General features: G+C 42.5%; 15 protein-coding genes. 14 read left to right on the top strand and 1 reads right to left on the bottom strand.

Annotation, left to right across the window (positions count from 1 at the left end; all coding sequences use genetic code 11):
• Window positions 1-112: 112 nt before the first annotated feature.
• The 11 genes from HM131_RS09815 (at window position 113) to HM131_RS09870 (ending at window position 12,977) form a co-directional block, all read left to right on the top strand.
• Complete coding sequence (locus HM131_RS09815) at window positions 113-2,191, top strand: sigma 54-interacting transcriptional regulator (RefSeq protein ID WP_085029588.1); 2,079 nt, start codon at window positions 113-115, stop codon at window positions 2,189-2,191.
• A gap of 101 nt (window positions 2,192-2,292) precedes the next feature.
• Entirely contained in the window at window positions 2,293-3,192 is a 900-nt protein-coding gene (gene yqiS, locus HM131_RS09820; RefSeq protein WP_085029589.1) for a phosphate butyryltransferase, read from the top strand.
• A 14-nt stretch (window positions 3,193-3,206) separates the two neighbouring features.
• Window positions 3,207-4,301, top strand: coding sequence for a branched-chain amino acid dehydrogenase (gene bcd / locus HM131_RS09825; RefSeq protein ID WP_085029590.1), 1,095 nt, complete (start codon window positions 3,207-3,209; stop codon window positions 4,299-4,301).
• 23 nt (window positions 4,302-4,324) lie between these two features.
• Entirely contained in the window at window positions 4,325-5,410 is a 1,086-nt protein-coding gene (gene buk, locus HM131_RS09830; RefSeq protein WP_085029591.1) for a butyrate kinase, read from the top strand.
• Window positions 5,411-5,426: 16 nt separating this feature from the next.
• Entirely contained in the window at window positions 5,427-6,848 is a 1,422-nt protein-coding gene (lpdA, locus tag HM131_RS09835) for a dihydrolipoyl dehydrogenase (protein ID WP_085029592.1), read from the top strand.
• A gap of 20 nt (window positions 6,849-6,868) precedes the next feature.
• A complete protein-coding gene (locus tag HM131_RS09840) occupies window positions 6,869-7,861 on the top strand; it encodes a thiamine pyrophosphate-dependent dehydrogenase E1 component subunit alpha (protein ID WP_085029593.1) in 993 nt (330 codons plus the stop codon).
• 15 nt (window positions 7,862-7,876) lie between these two features.
• Window positions 7,877-8,860 carry an alpha-ketoacid dehydrogenase subunit beta gene (locus HM131_RS09845; RefSeq protein ID WP_085029594.1) on the top strand — a complete coding sequence of 328 codons (984 nt, stop codon included), beginning with the start codon at window positions 7,877-7,879 and terminating at the stop codon, window positions 8,858-8,860.
• Between the two features lie 17 nt (window positions 8,861-8,877).
• Window positions 8,878-10,182 (top strand): dihydrolipoamide acetyltransferase family protein, encoded by a 1,305-nt coding sequence (locus HM131_RS09850; protein WP_085029595.1) that lies wholly within the window; start codon window positions 8,878-8,880, stop codon window positions 10,180-10,182.
• A 751-nt stretch (window positions 10,183-10,933) separates the two neighbouring features.
• Window positions 10,934-11,371 (top strand): BrxA/BrxB family bacilliredoxin, encoded by a 438-nt coding sequence (locus HM131_RS09860; protein WP_085031918.1) that lies wholly within the window; start codon window positions 10,934-10,936, stop codon window positions 11,369-11,371.
• 89 nt (window positions 11,372-11,460) lie between these two features.
• A complete protein-coding gene (locus tag HM131_RS09865) occupies window positions 11,461-12,411 on the top strand; it encodes an aromatic acid exporter family protein (protein ID WP_085029597.1) in 951 nt (316 codons plus the stop codon).
• Window positions 12,412-12,455: 44 nt separating this feature from the next.
• Window positions 12,456-12,977, top strand: a complete 522-nt coding sequence (locus tag HM131_RS09870; protein ID WP_085029598.1) for a L,D-transpeptidase — start codon at window positions 12,456-12,458, stop codon at window positions 12,975-12,977.
• Window positions 12,978-13,030: 53 nt separating this feature from the next.
• Here HM131_RS09870 and prli42 read toward each other — a convergent pair whose 3' ends face one another.
• Window positions 13,031-13,171, bottom strand: a complete 141-nt coding sequence (gene prli42, locus HM131_RS20650; RefSeq protein WP_157130794.1) for a stressosome-associated protein Prli42 — start codon at window positions 13,169-13,171, stop codon at window positions 13,031-13,033.
• Between the two features lie 176 nt (window positions 13,172-13,347).
• Here prli42 and HM131_RS09875 point away from each other — a divergent pair, with 176 nt between their 5' ends.
• From HM131_RS09875 to HM131_RS09885, 3 genes are read left to right on the top strand one after another with little or no spacing between them, the layout of a single operon-like run.
• A complete protein-coding gene (locus HM131_RS09875) occupies window positions 13,348-15,003 on the top strand; it encodes an acyl-CoA mutase large subunit family protein (protein ID WP_085029599.1) in 1,656 nt (551 codons plus the stop codon).
• A 17-nt stretch (window positions 15,004-15,020) separates the two neighbouring features.
• Window positions 15,021-15,833: a methylmalonyl-CoA epimerase gene (gene mce, locus HM131_RS09880; protein ID WP_085029600.1), complete on the top strand. Its 813-nt coding sequence runs from the start codon at window positions 15,021-15,023 to the stop codon at window positions 15,831-15,833.
• Window positions 15,834-15,839: 6 nt separating this feature from the next.
• Window positions 15,840-17,387, top strand: a complete 1,548-nt coding sequence (locus tag HM131_RS09885) for an acyl-CoA carboxylase subunit beta (protein WP_085029601.1) — start codon at window positions 15,840-15,842, stop codon at window positions 17,385-17,387.
• Window positions 17,388-17,436 lie beyond the last annotated feature (49 nt).

The raw sequence follows: 17,436 nt of genomic DNA on the forward strand, positions 1-17,436 counted from the left end.
GTCCTCGTCTAGTATATCAAAAGCTGTAAGTTGTGGGAATACAATCGCACTTGCTAAAACGTGCAGATTAATGTAGGATGAAGATGCGCAAATTATTGCAGGGTGTGATGAAATGAAAAGAGTGTTAATTGTCGGAGCAGGCAAAGGTGGTACAGCCCTGTTGAAGTTACTGAACGAAACTGACCGAATGAAAATTGTTGCTGTGACTGATACCAACTCTGAAGCCCAAGGGTTGAAACTGGCAAAATCCTATCATATTCCTACAGGAAGGTCCTGGGAAGATTGGATACATAAAGAAATCGATATTGTTATCGAAGCGACAGGGGACGAAAGTGTTTTTGACGCGATTAGAACCAAGCGCCAGCGATCAACAGTTGTCATTCCTGGGTCCGTTGCCTATATAACCTCAGAACTTTTAGAAGAAAAGGAAGCACTCGTTAATGAATTGAAACAGCAGACTGAGAACCAACACCTTATTCTAAACAGCATTCATGATGGAATGATTGTTATCAATGTGGATGGGGATGTTTCCTTTATCAATCGAAGTGCTGAACGAATTGTGGATGTAAATCGAAATGACGTTGTAGGAAAACCCGTAAAGACCATTATCCCTGACTCAAGGCTCCCGAAAGTGTTGAGCTCAAAAAAGAAAGAAGTTAATCAAAAGCTCGAACTAGATAATGGGAAAAAAGTAATAACTACACGAATTCCGATGATCGGGCCTGATGGTAAAGCTATAGGTGCCTACGCTGTGTTTCAAGATATAACAGAGGTTGTCCATTTAGCTGAAGAGGTCACCGACCTGAAGGAAGTAAAAACGATGTTAGAGGCAATCATTCATTCTTCAGATGAAGCGATTTCTGTCGTAGACGAAAATGGAAACGGTTTAATGATTAACCCAGCCTATACAAGAATTACAGGACTAACAGAGAATGACATCGTAGGGAAACCTGCTACTGTAGACATTTCTGAAGGGGAAAGCATGCATATGAAAGTGCTGAGAACGAGGAGGCCAGTCAGAAGTGTTCGCATGAAAGTCGGCCCTAGTGACAAAGACGTACTTGTCAATGTTGCCCCTGTTATCGTAGACGGTAAGTTGAAAGGGAGTGTTGGAGTACTACATGATGTTTCTGAGATCCAATCTTTGACAAGCGAGTTGAAAAGGGCAAGACAAATCATCCGTAGCTTGGAAGCTAAATATACATTTGACGACATCATTGGTGAATCTCCAGAAATGACCCTTGCTCTTGAGCAAGCAAAGGTTGGTGCGAGGACGCCTGCGACTGTATTACTGCGGGGGGAATCTGGGACTGGTAAAGAACTTTTTGCTCACGCCATTCATAATGAGAGTAAGCGGCGCCATAATAAGTTTATCCGTGTGAATTGTGCGGCTATTGCAGAATCTCTGTTGGAGAGCGAGCTATTTGGATATGAAGACGGAGCTTTCTCAGGAGCCAAAAGAGGCGGAAAAAAAGGACTATTCGAAGAGGCGAACTATGGAAGTATCTTTTTGGATGAAATCGGAGAATTGACTTTACCTATGCAAGCGAAACTTCTGAGGGTACTCCAAGAGAATGAAATCATGAGAGTTGGAGGAACGAAGCCCGTTCATGTCGATGTCCGTGTTATTGCAGCCACTAATGTCAATCTTGAAAAAGCAATCATGAACAAAACGTTTAGGGAAGACCTCTATTACAGATTAAATCGATTGCCTATATATATTCCTCCATTAAGAGAACGAAAAAAAGATTTGCCTCAATTGACGGACCATCTGATACAGAAATTAAACGAGGATTATGGCAGGCATGTGATCTCAATAGAAGAGAAAGCCTTTAAAAGGTTAGAAGAATACGATTGGCCAGGGAATGTCCGTGAATTAGAGAATATTATTGGTAGAGCTATGATTTATATGGAAAATCTTGAAGATAAGATACGTCCCGAACATATTCCTAACCTGACAAAGCCGTCTCCAAGTTCAACACGAGATATGGAAAGCGAAAATGCCTGGCTTGGAGAGACACTGCAACAAGCTGTTGATGAATATGAAAAAAAACTTCTAGCGGATGCTTTCCGCGCCCACGATTTTAACAAAACTCAAACGGCAAAGTCGTTAGGAATATCTATCCGAAATTTATACTATAAACTTGATAAATACAATTTAGATAAAGATAGCATGCAAAGGTTTTCATAATGAAAGATATTGCAGGTGATAAGAATGCTCCCTAAACGATTGTATAGGGGTTTGGAAGTTGGCATGATTTTTGCATGGTATAGAGTGGAAGAGGTGACATCATGAAATCATTAGACGAAATGCTGGAACAGGTGAATAGAGATCAGCCCAAAACGGTTGCAGTAGCCCAGGCCGCTGATGCAGAAGTACTTAGGGCGGTGAAGAAAGCTTATGAACTTGGAATTGCTCACTTTATATTAGTGGGTGAGGAAGGATCGTTATCCATTTTAGCCAAGGAGGCAAAGCTGGACCTTGACCAAGATGGAATAAATATAAAGAATTGTCCTCTCAAAGATGCCGCTCAAATGGCAGTCAAGGCTGTTCATGAAGGGGAAGCTCATGTGGTCATGAAAGGGCATATCGATACAAAATCCCTTTTGAAAGCCGTTTTAGATAAACAATTTGGGCTTAGATCTAAGGGTGTATTATCGCATGTGGCCCTATTTGAGGTACCAGGAAGAGATAAACTCATTTTCTTGACCGATGCCGCTATGAATATTGCCCCTACTCTTGAAGAAAAAATTTCAATCATCAATAACGCTGTAGAAGTAGCAAAGAAAGCCGGTTTAAAACAACCTAAAGTCGCTCCGCTGGCAGCTGTAGAGGTTGTAAATCCTGCGATGGAAGCAACGAAGGATGCAGCCACTTTAAGCCAGATGAATCGGCGAGGTCAAATTAAAGACTGCCTCGTAGATGGACCGCTTGCTTTTGATAATGCAGTCGATTTAAATGCTGCTAGACAGAAAGGGATCAATTCAGAAGTTGCCGGACAAGCTGATATTCTCGTAGCTCCTACGATTGAAGTAGCTAATGCCTTATACAAATCTTTTATGTATTTTGCTAACGCTAAAGTAGCTGCTGTCATTAGTGGAGCGAAAGCACCGATCGTGTTGACCTCACGTGCAGATACGGCTGAAAGTAAAGTTTATTCACTGGCCCTTGCCCTACAATCCAGCAAATAATAGGAGGAATTACAATGGAAATTTTCAACTATATGAAAGAATATGACTACGAGCAATTAGTGTTTTGCCAAGATGAGCAGTCTGGTTTAAAAGCAATTATCGCTATCCATGACACGACATTAGGACCAGCTTTAGGCGGGACTCGTATGTGGACTTACGCTTCCGAAGAGGACGCAATCGAAGATGCTCTTCGACTTGCCAAAGGAATGACCTATAAAAATGCAGCCGCTGGCCTTAACCTTGGTGGAGGTAAGACAGTTATCATCGGAGATCCTAAGCAGGATAAAAATGAGGAAATGTTCCGTGCTTTCGGCCGTTTCATCCAAGGATTGAATGGCCGTTATATCACTGCTGAAGACGTTGGTACTACTGTACAGGACATGGATCTTATTCATGAAGAAACAGATTATGTAACAGGAATTTCCCCCGCTTTCGGATCTTCAGGAAACCCTTCTCCAGTAACGGCTTATGGTGTTTATCGAGGAATGAAAGCAGCAGCAAAAGAAGGATTTGGTTCGGATTCTCTTGAAGGAAAAACCGTAGCGGTTCAAGGTGTAGGGAATGTTGCCTTCAACTTATGTCGCCACCTTCATGAAGAAGGAGCTCATTTAATCGTAACGGATATCAATAAGGAAGCTGTTCAGCGTGCAGTAGACGAGTTCGGTGCGAAAGCTGTTGACCCTGACGACATCTACAGTGTTGACTGTGACATCTACGCTCCGTGTGCGCTTGGTGCCACTATAAATGACGAAACTATTCCTCAGTTAAAAGCAAAAGTCATTGCCGGTGCAGCGAACAATCAGCTGAAGGATACTAGTCACGGTGACATTTTGCATGAAAAAGGCATTGTTTACACTCCGGATTACGTCATTAATGCGGGTGGTGTTATAAACGTTGCCGATGAACTCCATGGATACAACAAAGATCGTGCGATGAAACGAGTGGAAACGATCTATGATAATGTTTCCCGCGTTTTTGATATCTCACGCCGTGATGACATTCCGACTTATGCAGCAGCAGACCGAATGGCAGAAGAAAGGATTGAACGCCTACGCCGCTCTCGTAGTCAATTCCTACAAAATGGTCACCACATATTAAGTAGAAAATAAACAAGTATCGGAGGTCAAAGGCTGTGCAAAAACATCGAATCTTAGTGATCAATCCAGGATCCACTTCAACGAAGATCGGCGTCTTTGACGATGAAGAAGTAGTTTTTGAGAAAACGATTAGGCATCAACCTGAAGAAGTTAATCAATACAAGCGGATCATTGATCAATATGAATTTAGAAAGAATGTTATTCTTAATGAATTAGACAAGGAAGGCATCAACATAAGTAAACTTAGCGCCGTATGTGGACGAGGCGGTCTGCTTCGTCCGATCGAGGGCGGAACGTATGAAGTTAACGACGCTATGCTAGAAGATTTGAAAAACGGATACAATGGTGAGCATGCCTCTAATTTAGGGGGGATCATCGCTAATGAAATTGCTAAAGGCTTAAATATAGGGGCTTACATCGTCGACCCCGTTGTTGTCGATGAGCTCCAAGATTTAGCACGAGTGTCAGGTGTACCTGAGATCCCGAGAAAGAGCATCTTTCATGCATTAAATCAAAAAGCAGTGGCTAGACGTGCAGCGAAGGATTTGCACATGAGTTACAAAGAGTCCCGCCTTATTGTTACCCACATGGGAGGTGGCATCACGGTAGGTGCCCATGAAAACGGACGTGTCATCGATGTGAATAATGGTCTTCACGGGGATGGTCCTTTTTCGCCAGAACGGGCTGGCACTGTGCCTGCAGGAGACCTTGTTTCCTTATGCTATTCAGGTCAGTATTACCGAGATGAAGTGATGAAAAAGCTTGTCGGTCAAGGAGGATTAATGGCTTATCTTGACACAAACGATGCAAGGGAAGTTGAAAAAATGGTGGAACATGGAGATAAGAAAGCGAAGCTTGTCTTTGATGCTATGGCTTATCAAATTGCAAAAGAAATCGGCAGTATGAGTGCTGTTTTACAAGGAAAAGTCGACGCCATTGCTTTAACTGGAGGTCTTGCTTACGGAAAGGCTTTTGTAGAAGAAATATCTAAGCGGGTTCACTGGATTGCTGACGTACTTGTTTATCCAGGAGAGAATGAATTAGAAGCACTTAATGAAGGAACACTCCGCATCTTGAACAATGAAGAAGTTCCTAAACAGTATCCTAATTTCGCAGAATAGGAAGGAGAGTCCTTAAATGGCTCAAGAATACGATTTAGTTGTTCTCGGTGGAGGGACAGGCGGTTACGTTGCAGCCATACGTGCCTCTAAGCTGGGATTGAAAGTAGCAATGGTTGAAAAGCGAGAGCTAGGAGGAACATGTTTGCACAGAGGCTGTATACCTTCAAAAGCTTTGCTTCGAAGTGCTGAAGTTTTTCGACAAACGAAAGAAGCAGATCAATACGGAATAACGACAGATCAGCCATCGCTCAATTTCACAAAAGTGCAAGAACGAAAACAGTCGATTGTGGACACATTACATAAAGGTGTTCAAGGCCTGATGAAAAAAGGGAAAATTGACGTATACGAAGGGTTTGGCCGAATTCTGGGACCTTCCATATTTTCCCCTACGGCAGGAACAATTTCGGTCGAAATGAATAGTGGAGAAGAAAATGAAATGCTTATCCCTAAAAATGTACTAATAGCGACAGGTTCCAGTCCAAAGTCCTTACCTGGATTGGAAGTAGATGGAAATTATGTAATGACTTCCGATGAAGCGCTGCAAATGGAGAAACTTCCAAAGTCTATTATTATTGTCGGTGGTGGTGTCATCGGTATCGAGTGGGCATCCATGCTTGCTGATTTTGGAGTAGAAGTGACTGTACTGGAATACCTGCCGAATATCCTGCCTACAGAAGATCACGAAGTGTCTAAAGAAATGCAGAAGCAAATGAAGAAAAAAGGAGTCAACATCATCACAAGTGCGAAAGTGATGGCCGAATCGCTAAATAAAAATGAAGGCGTATCCATCCAAGCCGAAGTAGACGGTGAAACAGTTACTTACGAAGCGGAGAAAATGCTCGTATCTGTTGGACGTTCAGCAAACGTAACAAACATTGGGTTAGAGAATACCGATATTGTCGTCGAAAATGGTGTAATCGAAACGAACAAATTTTATCAAACGAAAGAATCCCACATTTATGCAATCGGAGATGTCATTGGAGGTATGCAGCTTGCACATGTTGCTTCCCACGAAGGAATAATTGCTGTTGAGCATATGGCCAACCAAAACCCTCATCCAATGAATCCTGAACAAGTGCCGACTTGTATCTATTCTAACCCGGAAGTGGCGAGTGTCGGTTTAACAGAAGAGCAAGCAAAAGAGAAAGGTTATAAGATCAAAGTTGGAAAATTCCCATTTCAGGCAATTGGAAAAGCGCTTGTTATTGGTGAAACAGATGGGTTTGTCAAAATCATTGCAGATAAGGACTCAGAAGATTTACTCGGTGTCCATATGGTAGGTCCTCACGTCACTGACATGATTTCCGAAGCAGGTCTTGCTAAAGTACTGGATGCAACCCCGTGGGAGATTGCTGAGAGTATTCATCCACACCCGACATTGGCTGAAGCCATTGGCGAAGCTGCTATGGCAGTAGATGGAAACCAAATTCACGGATAAGGATTAAAGGAGGGATTGAGATGGCTGAAAATCGCCATAAATCATTAGGTTTGAGTGATGAACAAGTATTGGACATGTTCCGAACAATGTTATTAGCAAGAAAAATCGATGAACGTATGTGGTTGTTAAACCGTGCAGGTAAAATCCCGTTCGTGATTTCTTGTCAGGGGCAAGAAGCAGCTCAAGTTGGAGCTTCCTTTGCGCTTGATCGTGAGAAAGATTACGCGCTTCCTTACTACCGAGATATGGGAGTGGTGCTTTCGTTCGGGATGACCGCGCAGGATCTTATGCTTTCTGGATTTGCTAAAGCGGAAGATCCTAACTCTGGAGGTCGTCAGATGCCCGGTCACTTTGGGCAAAAGAAAAATCGCATCGTTACAGGATCTTCCCCTGTAACAACACAAGTCCCTCATGCTGTTGGGATTGCTCTTGCTGGCAAAATGGAGAAAAAGGATTTCGTTTCTCTTGTAACCTTTGGGGAAGGCTCTTCCAACCAGGGTGATTTCCATGAAGGGGCAAACTTTGCGGGTGTACACAAACTGCCGGTCATTTTTATGGTTGAAAATAACAAGTACGCCATCTCTGTTCCAGTGTCGAAGCAATTGGCTTGTGAAAAAGTATCCGACCGTGCCATTGGTTATGGAATGCCCGGATACACGGTTGATGGAAATGATCCGCTGGCTGTATATGAAGCTGTTAAAGCAGCGGCTGACCGTGGACGAAGTGGAGAGGGTCCTACGCTGATCGAAACCGTCTCCTATCGATTGACTCCGCACTCCAGTGATGACGATGACAGGACATATCGTGAAAGAGAAGAAGTGGAGGAAGCGAAGAAGAAGGATTCTATCGTAACGTTTGCAAACTACTTACGTGAACAGAGTATTTTGACTGAAGAAAAAGAAGAAGAAATGATTAAAGAACTTGATCAACTAGTCAATGAAGCGACAGATTATGCTGAAAATGCAGCCTATGCTGAAGCTGAAACCGCATTGAACTATGTATATGAAGAGTAAGGAGGGGGAGATAACATGGCAGTAATATCTTATATTCAAGCTGTAACGCAGGCGTTGAGGGAAGAAATGCAACGCGATGATAAAGTTTTTGTTTTAGGAGAAGACGTTGGGAAACGCGGAGGCGTTTTCCGTGCAACAGACGGCCTTTATGATGAATTCGGTGAAGATCGTGTGCTAGATACACCTCTTGCAGAATCCGCGATTGCAGGTGTGGGAATAGGCGCAGCTATGTACGGAATGCGTCCGGTTGCTGAAATGCAGTTTGCAGACTTCATTATGCCAGCTGTAAACCAAATTATTTCAGAGGCTGCAAAAATCCGTTATCGATCTAACAACGATTGGAATGCTCCTATTACTATCCGTGCTCCTTATGGCGGAGGAGTGCATGGAGCTTTGTATCATTCTCAATCCGTAGAAGCTGTTTTTGCAAACCAGCCAGGCCTGAAAATTGTCATGCCCTCTACCCCATATGATGTAAAGGGGCTTTTGAAAGCATCTATTCGAGATAACGACCCCGTTCTGTTCTTTGAACACAAACGCGCTTATCGATTGATAAAAGGTGAAGTGCCTGAAGAAGATTACACACTGCCTCTTGGAAAGGCAGATGTAAAACGTGAAGGATCTGATATTACGGTCATTACTTATGGATTATGTGTTCACTTTGCTCTTCAAGCGGCAGAGAAGCTTGCTGAAGAAGGAATCGATGCACACATTCTAGATCTGAGAACGGTCTATCCACTTGATAAAGAAGGCATCATTGAAGCGGCTTCAAAAACAGGTAAGGTTCTTCTGGTAACGGAAGATAACAAAGAAGGCGGGATCATTTCTGAAGTCTCTGCGATAATCAGTGAAAACTGCTTGTTTGATTTAGATGCTCCCGTTCAGCGTTTGGCAGGCCCTGATGTGCCATCCATGCCTTATGCTCCAACAATGGAAAAATACTTTATGATGAATCCAGATAAAGTGGAAAAAGCGATGCGCGATCTCGCTGAATTTTAACTGAAGGAGGAGTTCCAGTGGGTTTAGAAAAAATCAATATGCCCCAGCTTGGTGAGAGTGTCACTGAAGGAACAATTAGCACATGGCTCGTCCAGCCGGGTGATAAAGTAAATAAATATGATCCAATTGCTGAAGTCATGACCGACAAAGTAAATGCAGAAGTCCCATCTTCCTTTACTGGAGTCATCAAAGAGCTGGTAGCACAAGAAGGCGATACTATTGAAGTTGGCGATTTAATGTGTCATATAGAGGTTGAAGGAGCAGGTTCAGATTCCAAGCCAGAAGCACCGACACCTAAACATGAGCCTCCTGAAGAAACAACTGAGAAGAAAGAACCAGCCAAAACTGAAAAAGAGAGTAAACCGAAGCTGGATAAAGGAAACAAGAAACGCTATTCACCTGCAGTTATGACTCTTGCTCAGGAACATGATATCGATTTGAATCAAGTAGAAGGTACTGGGCGCGGTGGCCGTATCACCCGTAAAGACATTGAGAAGATCATCGAAAGCGGAGAAATTCCTACCGCGGATCAAGCTCCAGCACCAAAACCGAAACAGCAAGAGACGCCAGCACCGGCAGCTGAGAAAACAGCTGCACCTTCAGCTAATGTACAAGCAGGTGAAGGGGATATTGAGATCCCTGTAACTGGTGTGCGTAAAGCAATTGCAGCAAATATGGTGAAATCGAAGACGGAGATTCCTCATGCGTGGATGATGGTTGAAGTCGATGTCACGAATCTTGTAGAGCTGCGTAATGCAAAGAAAAACAAATTTAAACAGCAAGAAGGTTATAGCCTGACTTATTTTGCATTCTTCGTCAAAGCTGTTGCACAAGCGTTGAAAGAATACCCTCAGTTAAACAGCATGTGGGCAGGGGATAAAATAATCCAGAAGAAAGCAATTAACTTAAACATTGCAGTAGCTAAGGAAGATCAATTATTTGTTCCAGTAATCCGTGATGCAGATGAGAAAAGTATTAAAGGAATTGCCAAAGATATCACCGAGCTTGCCAATAAAGCCCGTCAAGGCAAACTAACATCTCAGGATATGGAAGGTGGTACCTTCACGGTAAACAACACCGGTTCATTTGGTTCTGTCCAATCAATGGGGGTAATTAATCATCCACAAGCAGCTATTTTGCAAGTGGAGTCGATCGTGAAAAAACCTGTGTTCCAAAATGGAATGTTCGGAGCGCGAGATATGGTCAACTTGTGTCTTTCGCTTGACCATCGTGTACTTGATGGCCTGGTCGCTGGTAATTTCCTAGCCCGTGTTAAAGAAATTCTTGAAAAAATGTCTGAAGAAAATACTTCTATTTACTAATAATAGTACTACTGCTTCTCACAACCGTGGGAAGCAGTTCTTTTTATAAAACTATTCCCTATTCCAATTAAGCCTCCTTATCCTAAAGACTCAGTTTCAAGATGACTTTGAAACTTTGGTGAGATTGTTTCCGTTTTCTAGTTCCAGGAAAGGTGTTCGGCGAAATGGCTCGCTTTCCGCGGGGATGACGGCAAGCCTCCTCGTTCGCTATGCTCTCTGTGGGGTCTTGCCAGCCATTCCATTCCCGCAGGAGTCTCACCATTTCCCCTCTCACCTTGCTATTTTTGGCGGAACGGAAACATATGCAAAAGTAGAAACTGTCCATTTAATCTGGAGATTCAGTTTGAAAGTATCCTGTCAGAATAGGATTTTAATGGACTTCAAGATGCTTTCATTATAGAACTTCAATTAGCTTCACTCTAATTACTGAAACTAGGTGAGTTTGTGAGATTAATGACAGCTGGGATGGCTGGGAAATGACGAGACTCCCTTGGGAGAAGGACTTAGGCGAGACCCCACAGAGAGCGCAGCGAAAGAGGAGGCTCGGCAGTTCCCCACAGGAAAGCGAGTTATTTTCCAGCCATCCCTACACTATTACAATACAAACCAAAATATCTTGAATTTGAACGTTCCAGAATACTGCTATATAGTTGAATATTAGCAATTTAATACTTACGAAGAACGAAGTTTACGTTTGAAAGCCTTTGTAGAACTTGGTAAAATGTTCATTAGTACATCAAGTAAAGGAGCCATGCAGATGGATTTTAATATTTTCATGAATGATGTTGTCACACAAGCACGCGATGAAATCTCCAAAGCGGGATATACAGAACTAACTACGCCAGAAGAAGTTGATGAAGCTTTAAACAAAGAAGGTACGACTCTTGTTATGATCAACTCCGTTTGCGGTTGTGCAGGTGGAATTGCCCGCCCGGCAGCTGCTCATGCAATTCATTACGATAAGCGCCCGGACCACTTAGTTACGGTATTCGCTGGTCAAGACCGTGAGGCTACTAACCGTGCCAGAGAATACTTTGAAGGTTATCCACCTTCTTCTCCATCCTTTGCTCTTTTAAAAGATGGGAAAATCAAAACAATGGTTGAACGCCATGACATTGAAGGTTTTGAACCAATGGAAGTTATCGGGAAGCTTCAACGCAGTTTTGAAGAGTATTGCGAAGAAGTCTAGTACTTAGAGATACAGGGGATCTTTGTTAAGGCAAAGGTCCCTTTTTACGTTAAATATCATAAATAAAGGAATATTGAGGTGATTAGGCCGTGAAAATTGGATATCGAACAATAAAAACAGCAATAGGTACGCCATTTGCCATTTGGATTGCCCAAATGCTTCAGTTGGATAACTTTGCTTCCGCAGGTATCCTTACAATCCTATGTATACAAATCACTAGAAAACGCTCTTTCCTATCGGCCTGGCACCGTTTTTCTGCCTGCTTAGTAGCCATGGTTTTTTCTTTTATATTCTTCGAATTAATTGGTTATAACCCATTATCTATTGGATTAATGTTATTTGCATTTATTCCGGTTACCGTATGGTTAAAAATTACGCCTGGGATCGTTACGAGTTCTGTTATTATTTTACACCTGTATGGTTCAGGTAACATCGAATGGGATACGATATGGAACGAGATTCTTCTTATCATTGTGGGTATTGGTACAGCACTGCTCCTGAACTTATATATGCCAAGTTTAGAAAACAAGCTCGGAGAGTACCAGCAGGAGGTTGAGCACAATTTTTCAATAATCTTACAAGAGCTTGCTAAGTTCCTGAGAGAAGGGAACGATACGTGGACGGGGCAGGAGTTGACTTACACTGCGGACTTACTTGAAAAAGCTAAATCGTTATCCTTTAGAGATGTAGAAAACCACCTTCTCAGCACTCATAACAGGTATTATCATTACTTTCATATGAGGACGAAACAATTCGAACTGCTCGAGCGTATGCTCCCCCTTGTCAGCAGAATTACTGCAGATTATGAACAGAGACACTCAATAGCAAGCTTTTTTGATGATTTGGCAGGAGCTGTCCATCCTGGGAATACGGCTGTTATTTACTTAAAGAAGCTGAAAGTATTAAAAGAAGAATTTCGTCAAACAAGACTTCCTCAATCTCGGGAAGAGTTTGAGGTGAGAGCAAGTCTCTTTCATCTTTTGAATGAGATCGAGCAGTACCTGATCATTAAACGATCTTTCAAGAAAAGCGATGTATAGGCTTACTTTGACAGGGGAAACTTGCACTAAAAGGAGTTTTCCATATGAAGATCCTTACGCTTCTCTTTTTAATAGTCGGCTCTTTTGTGACCCCTCATGTCACTGGTGAACCTGTCATTCTTGTGAATAAGACAACTCACGAAGTTGTCCTAATGAAAAGAGGAAAAATGGTTTTTCATGCTCAAGCAGCTGTAGGAAAAACAAGAGAACTAACGCCTGAGGGGCAATTCCGTATTAAAGTGAAAGCCAAGGATCCTTACTACAGAAAGAAAAACATCCCTGGAGGAGATCCAGAAAATCCTCTTGGCTCGCGCTGGATCGGATTTGATGCAAGAGGAACAGATGGAAGGATCTACGGCATACATGGAACAAATCAACCGAATTCGATTGGCAAGTCAGTCTCGGCCGGATGCATCAGATTAAAGAATCATGATGTGGAAAAGCTTTTTGACCTTGTTCCATCAGGCTCAGATGTTCTAATTGTGAGCAGTAATCAAACGATAGACGAATTATATGAGCAGTGGGAGAAAGAAAAGTTGGAAGATGTCTTTTCTCCTGCCACATAAAAAAGCCGAGAGACTAAAATCTCTCGGCTTTTTCCATTAAGTTAAAACTATTTTTATAAGAAGAAACTTGCTCCAGCTAGGAGTGTGGAAAGGACCATAGAAATGATCATTAAATAAATGACCACTTTCATGCGGCGCTCACGTTTAGATCTCTTCTTCTTCAATGGTTGTTTTTGCTGTTTATTTGCGGCCAAGGTCAGAAACCTCCTTCTCAGTCAATCCTATTCACATTCTATCGGAAAAACTTCATTTGGACAAGGGCACAAAATCAATTACAATATAATTGTGAATTCTACTAATTTTACAACAGGTAAGCGCTTTATTTCTGGTATGCTAGAAGGGGGACCATACTGAAGGAGGCATTATACACATGACCCATTCATCAAACTATGACGAAATAAGAAAAAATTGGGAAAAGGACGTTGAAAAGGCGACACGCCGTTTCCCGGAACGAAAAGAAACTTTTACTACAAGCTCAGAGCTTTTCATAGAACGTCTTTATACTCCGAATCAAACCGATGAGAATTACATAGAGGAAATTGGGTTTCCAGGCCAGTTTCCATATACAAGAGGGATTCAGCCGACCATGTATCGGAGCCGGTATTGGACAATGCGTCAATATGCGGGATTTGGATCCGCTGAAGAAACCAATAAACGTTTCCGCTATTTATTGAAACAAGGGCAAACGGGCCTGTCGGTTGCTTTTGATCTACCGACACAGATTGGTTACGATTCAGATGATCCGATGGCTGAAGGAGAAGTTGGAAAAGTCGGTGTTGCCATTGATTCTTTAAAAGATATGGAGCAGCTTTTTGATCATATTCCCTTAGATCAGGTCAGTACGTCCATGACCATAAATGCGCCTGCATCTATCTTGCTTGCGATGTATATTGCAGTAGGTGAAAAGCAAGGGGTTGCACCGGAGAAACTCACTGGTACGATTCAGAACGATATTCTGAAAGAGTATATTGCCAGGGGGACTTACATCTATCCACCAAAACCTTCGATGCGGCTAATTACAGATATTTTTGCTTATTGCCAAGAGAACTTACCAAAATTTAATACAATTAGTATCTCTGGTTATCACATAAGAGAAGCCGGTTCTACTGCAGTGCAGGAAGTGGCGTTTACAATTGCCAATGGAATGGCCTATGTCGATGCCGCCCTTGAAGCTGGTCTTGAAGTGGACCAATTTGCACCACGATTAGCTTTCTTCTTTAATGCTCACAACCAATTCTTCGAAGAAGCGGCTAAGTTCAGAGCTGCCAGAAGGATGTGGGCGAAGATCATGAAGGATCATTATCAGGCTGAGAATCCGAAAAGCTGGAAATTACGTTTCCACACCCAAACCGGAGGAAGTACCTTAACCGCTCAGCAACCGGATAATAATATTGTACGAGTGACTTTGCAAGCGCTCGCTGCAGTTATGGGAGGTACCCAAAGTCTTCACACCAATTCAAGGGATGAAGCACTTGCGCTACCAACAGAGGATTCAGCAAGAATTGCCCTACGTACTCAGCAGATCATCGCGAACGAAAGCGGAGTTGCTGACACAATCGATCCGTTAGCAGGGTCTTACTATGTGGAATCTTTAACCGATCAAATTGAGAAAGAAGCCAATCAATATATTGAACGAATTAAAGAGCTCGGTGGAGCGGTCCAGGCTGTGGAAGATGGATATATGCAAAGAGAAATCCACAAAGCAGCCTATGACGCCCAAAAACGAATTGAATCAAAAGAGGATATCATCGTTGGCTTAAATGAATATCAGCTCGAAGAAGAAATCAATGAAGATCTATTGCGTGTCGATGAAGAATTGGAAAAATCACAGATCGAACAAACAAATAATGTAAGAGCGGCAAGAGATCAAAATAAAGTTGACCAGTCATTACTTCGATTAAAACAAACAGCAAGTGGTTCAGAAAACGTTATGCCTTACATTGTTGATGCTGTGAAGGTGTATGCAACCGTCGGGGAAATCGCGAATGTATTACGCGATGAATTTGGCGAATATACCGGAATGTAAGAAAGGATGAAAAAGTGATGAAACCAATACGAGTACTCATAGCTAAACCAGGATTAGACGGACACGACAGAGGAGCGTTAATCATCGCCCAGGCATTGAGAGACCACGGGATGGAAGTCATTTATACTGGCTTACGTCAATCGGCTATTCAAATTGCAAGGGCTGCCATACAAGAAGACGTAGATGTTGTCGGCCTTTCCTCTTTATCTGGTGCACATAAATCCTTATTCCCAAAAGTAGTTGCAGCTTTGGATGAACAAGGCGCAGGAGATATTCCTGTAATCGGAGGAGGGGTTATTCCTGCAGAAGACATCCCTTATCTTGAGGATCAAGGGGTTGCCAAAATTTTCACAAGTGGTTCTCCTACTGATGCGATCGCTGTCTACATCAAACAGTTGATCCATAAAGAAACCATTGCTGCCCCTCGAAAGATTGCTCACATTGGCATCGCAGTTGAAAATATCGATCAAACCCTGCCCTTTTACCAGCATAGCTTGGGTTTATCGCTTGAAGCTGTCGAGGTTGTGGAATCTGAACAAGTGCGTGTGGCTTTTTTGAAGATCGGTGAAACGAAGCTTGAATTATTAGAACCTCTTAGTGAAGCTTCTCCAATTCAATCGTTCCTAAGTAAAAGAGGAGAAGGAATTCATCACATTGCATTAGAAGTTGATGATATTCATCACCGATTAGAGCAATATAAACAACAAGGGATCAAATTGATCCATGAAGAGCCTAAGGCAGGCGCTCATAACAGTCAAATTGCCTTCTTACATCCAAAGGCTGCCAATGGAGTATTGTTTGAAATGTGTCAGCCAGAGGGAAAGGAGTAATCACATATGGACATTTTTGATAAAATTAATGAACTCTATGATAAACGTCGTCAAGTAGAACTTGGAGGCGGGGACGAACGAATCGATAAACAGCATGAAAAAGGAAAATGGACCGCCCGTGAACGCATCGATTATTTAGTGGATGAGGACAGCTTTATTGAGCTCAATCCATTCATCGAACATCGTCACGATGCCTTTGGGATGGATGGCAAACAAGCACCAGGCGAAGGAGTCGTAACAGGATTCGGTAAAATTAACGGAAGAGATGTCTATTTATTTGCCCAGGACTTTACTGTTTATGGTGGAGCGTTAGGGGAAATGCATGCAAAAAAAATTGCCGCTGTTATGGATTTGGCAGTCAAAAATAGAACGCCTTTTATAGGATTGAATGATTCAGGCGGTGCGAGAATCCAAGAAGGTGTTTCCTCGCTGGATGGTTATGGGCAAGTCTTTTATCGGAATTCCATATATTCAGGGGTTATTCCTCAGATTTCAGTCATTATGGGACCATGTGCAGGGGGAGCGGTCTACTCTCCTGCCATTACGGATTTTGTCATCATGGTGGAGAAAACCTCTCAAATGTTTATCACAGGTCCAAAGGTGATTGAGACAGTAACTGGGGAGCAGATTTCTGCTGAGGACCTTGGCGGTGCACACGTACATAATACGTTAAGTGGAAATGCCCATTTGAAGACAGAAGATGAGGCGTCTGCGTTAGATGCCGTAAAAGACCTCGTAAGTTATCTTCCGCAAAGCAACATGGATCCAACCCCCGAAGTTGAAGTGGAAGAAGAGGATGATTATAGACCGGATATCACAGATAAAATTCCTTTTGATCCTCTTCGCCCTTATGATGTAAGGGTGATCATTGATGAGGTAGTTGATCAGGATTCGTTCTTTGAAATTCATAAAGATTTTGCAAAAAACATTGTTGTTGGATTTGGGAGATTAAAAGGTAGAACAATCGGCCTCGTATGCAACCAGCCGAAATATATGGCAGGAGGGTTGGATATAGATTCTAGTGACAAAGCCTCTAGATTCATTCGATTCTGTGACTCCTTCAACATTCCATTAATTACGTTTGAAGATGTTACAGGCTTCTTCCCTGGGATCAAACAAGAGCATGGAGGTATTATCCGCCATGGAGCGAAGATCCTGTATGCATATTCTGAGGCGACTGTACCAAAACTTACTGTCATTACTAGGAAAGCTTATGGAGGAGCCTACGTTGCTCTAAATAGTAAATCTATTGGAGCAGACCTTGTCTATGCCTGGCCTAACGCTGAAATAGCGGTTATGGGACCAGAAGGGGCAGCCAACATCATTTTTGCAAAAGAGATTAAAGAGAGTGATAATCCTGAAGAAACGCGTCAACATAAGATTAATGAATACAGAGAACGATTTGCTAATCCTTACGTAGCAGCGGGATTAGGAATGGTTGACGATGTCATTGATCCAAGGGAGACAAGGTCGACGTTAATTAAAGCATTAGATATGCTGAAAAACAAACAAGAAGACAGGCCGTATAAAAAGCATGGGAATATTCCTCTCTAATTGACACCTCAGATTCATTCCGCTAACGTACTAAGAGGAATGGGTTTAC

The sequence above is a fragment of the Halobacillus mangrovi genome, assembly GCF_002097535.1.
GTDB lineage: Bacteria > Bacillota > Bacilli > Bacillales > Halobacillaceae > Halobacillus > Halobacillus mangrovi_A.